1 protein-coding gene and 2 pseudogenes are annotated in these 2,258 nt (G+C 68.6%); all 3 read left to right on the top strand.

The annotated features are described in order from the left end of the window. Window positions 1-410 (top strand): annotated as a pseudogene (locus tag VHK87_RS01335) (F0F1 ATP synthase subunit alpha); the annotation flags it as partial. 25 nt (window positions 411-435) lie between these two features. After that, the gene (locus tag VHK87_RS01330) at window positions 436-1,308 is read left to right on the top strand and encodes a F0F1 ATP synthase subunit gamma (protein ID WP_329633094.1); all 873 of its coding nucleotides are present in this window, start codon (window positions 436-438) and stop codon (window positions 1,306-1,308) included. 20 nt (window positions 1,309-1,328) lie between these two features. Further along, window positions 1,329-2,258: pseudogene (locus tag VHK87_RS01325) on the top strand (F0F1 ATP synthase subunit beta); the annotation flags it as partial.

Below are 2,258 nucleotides of genomic sequence, written 5' to 3'. Positions count from 1 at the left end.
TGGGCTCCTCGGCCCAGATCAAGGCGATGAAGCAGGTGGCCGGCCCCATCAAGGGCGAGCTCGCCCAGTACCGGGAAATGGCCGCCTTCGCGAAGTTCGGCTCGGACCTGGACGCCGCCACCCAGCGGATGCTGGCCCGCGGCGAGCGCCTGACCGAGCTCCTGAAGCAGCCGCAGTACTCGCCGCTGGCGGTGGAAGAGCAGGTGGCGGTGATCTACGCCGGCACCCGCGGCTACCTTGACCCGATCCCGACCGCCCAGGTCGGCCGGTTCGAGCAGGAGCTGCTCTCCTACCTGCGCACCAAGCACCCGAACTGGCTCGAGGCGATCCGCACCAAGAAGGAGCTGAACGCCGATCTCGAAGCCGAGCTGAAGGGCGCGCTCGAAGCCTTCTCCAAGACCTTCGCCTAAGACCAACGAGCAGGATCGCTAGGCGATGGCCAGCCTCAAGGAGATGCGCAATCGGATCGGAAGCGTGAAAGCCACGCAGAAGATCACGAAGGCGATGCAGATGGTGGCGGCGGCCAAGCTGCGCCGGGCCCAGGACGCGGCGCAGAACGCCCGTCCTTACGCCCAGCGTATGGCCGCGGTCATCGCCAACCTGGCGCGCGGGGTTAGCGGCGACGCCGCCCCGCGCCTGCTGGTGGGCACGGGGGACGACCGGCGGCACCTGGTGGTCGTGGCGACCGCCGACCGGGGCCTCGCCGGCGGGTTCAACTCGGGCATCGTCCGGGCGGCCCGGGAGAAGCTGCGCGAGCTCACCGCGGCCGGCAAGGACGTCCGCGTCCTGGTGGTCGGCAAGAAGGCCCGCGACCAGCTGCGCCGGCAATACGGGGACCGGTTCGTCGGCACGTTCGACGCCGGCAACAACCCCTCCCTGAGCATCGCCCAGGACGTGGCCAACCGCATTACCGAGTTGTTCGAGGCCGGCGAGGTCGACGTGGTCTCGCTGATCTACAGCCGCTTCAAGTCGGTGGTCACCCAGTCCCCGACCGTGCTGCAGCTGATCCCGGCCCAGGTCGAGGAGGGCGCCGCCCTGACCGACCTGAAGGGCGCCTCGTACGAGTACGAGCCCGGCGAGGCCGAGATCCTCGAGGACCTGCTGCCGCGCAACCTCACCACCCAGCTGTTCTCGGCCATGCTCGAGAACCAGGCCGGCTTCTTCGCCTCGCAGATGACGGCGATGGACAACGCCACCCGCAACGCCGGCGACATGATCGCCAGCCTCACCCTGCAGTACAATCGCACTCGCCAGGCGCAGATCACCAAGGAGCTGATCGAGATCATCTCCGGCGCCGAAGCGCTCTAGCCCGAAAGAGTTAGGTCCCCATGTCCGACATCGACGCCGCCGTCCCCGCCAAGAAGCCCCGCAGCCGCGCCCCCGCCAAGGCCGCTGCGATCCCGCAAGCGCCGATCGCCCAGGGCGTCGCCCGGGGCCGCATCGTCCAGGTCATCGGCGCCGTCGTCGACGTGGAGTTCGAGGGCCACCTGCCGGGGATCATGAACGCCCTGGAGACGACCAACACCGACCAGCGGACCGGTCAGCCCTTCCGCCTGGTGCTGGAAGTCGCCCAGCACCTGGGTGAGAACACCGTCCGCACCATCGCCATGGACACCACCGAGGGCCTGACCCGCGGCCAGCCGGTGATCGACACCGGCGCTGCGATCACCGTGCCGGTGGGGCCTGCGACCCTCGGCCGGATCATGAACGTCATCGGCGACCCGATCGACGAAGCCGGCCCGATCGCCACCACCTTCACGAGCCCGATCCACCGCGAGGCCCCTTCGTTCGCCGAGCAGTCGACCTCGGCCGAAGTGCTGGTCACGGGGATCAAGGTCATCGACCTGCTCTGCCCCTACACCAAGGGCGGCAAGATCGGCCTGTTCGGCGGCGCCGGCGTGGGCAAGACCGTGACCATGCAGGAGTTGATCAACAACATCGCAAAGGCCTACGGCGGTTACTCCGTGCTGGCCGGCGTGGGCGAGCGGACCCGCGAAGGGAACGACCTCTACCACGAGATGATCGAGTCGAACGTCAACGTCGACCCGCAGAAGAACAACGGCTCGACCGAGGGCTCCAAGTGCGCCCTGGTCTACGGCCAGATGAACGAGCCCCCCGGCGCCCGCGCGCGCGTGGCCCTGACCGGCCTGGCCCAGGCGGAGTACTTCCGCGACCAGGAAGGCAAGGACGTGCTGCTGTTCATCGACAACATCTTCCGCTTCACCCAGGCGGGCTCGGAAGTGTCGGCGCTGCTCGGC

This window comes from Phenylobacterium sp. (assembly GCF_036263695.1).
Classification (GTDB): Bacteria; Pseudomonadota; Alphaproteobacteria; order Caulobacterales; family Caulobacteraceae; genus Phenylobacterium.
Note: the sequence above shows the minus strand (reverse complement) of the source record. Positions and strands in the feature narration are given on the sequence as shown.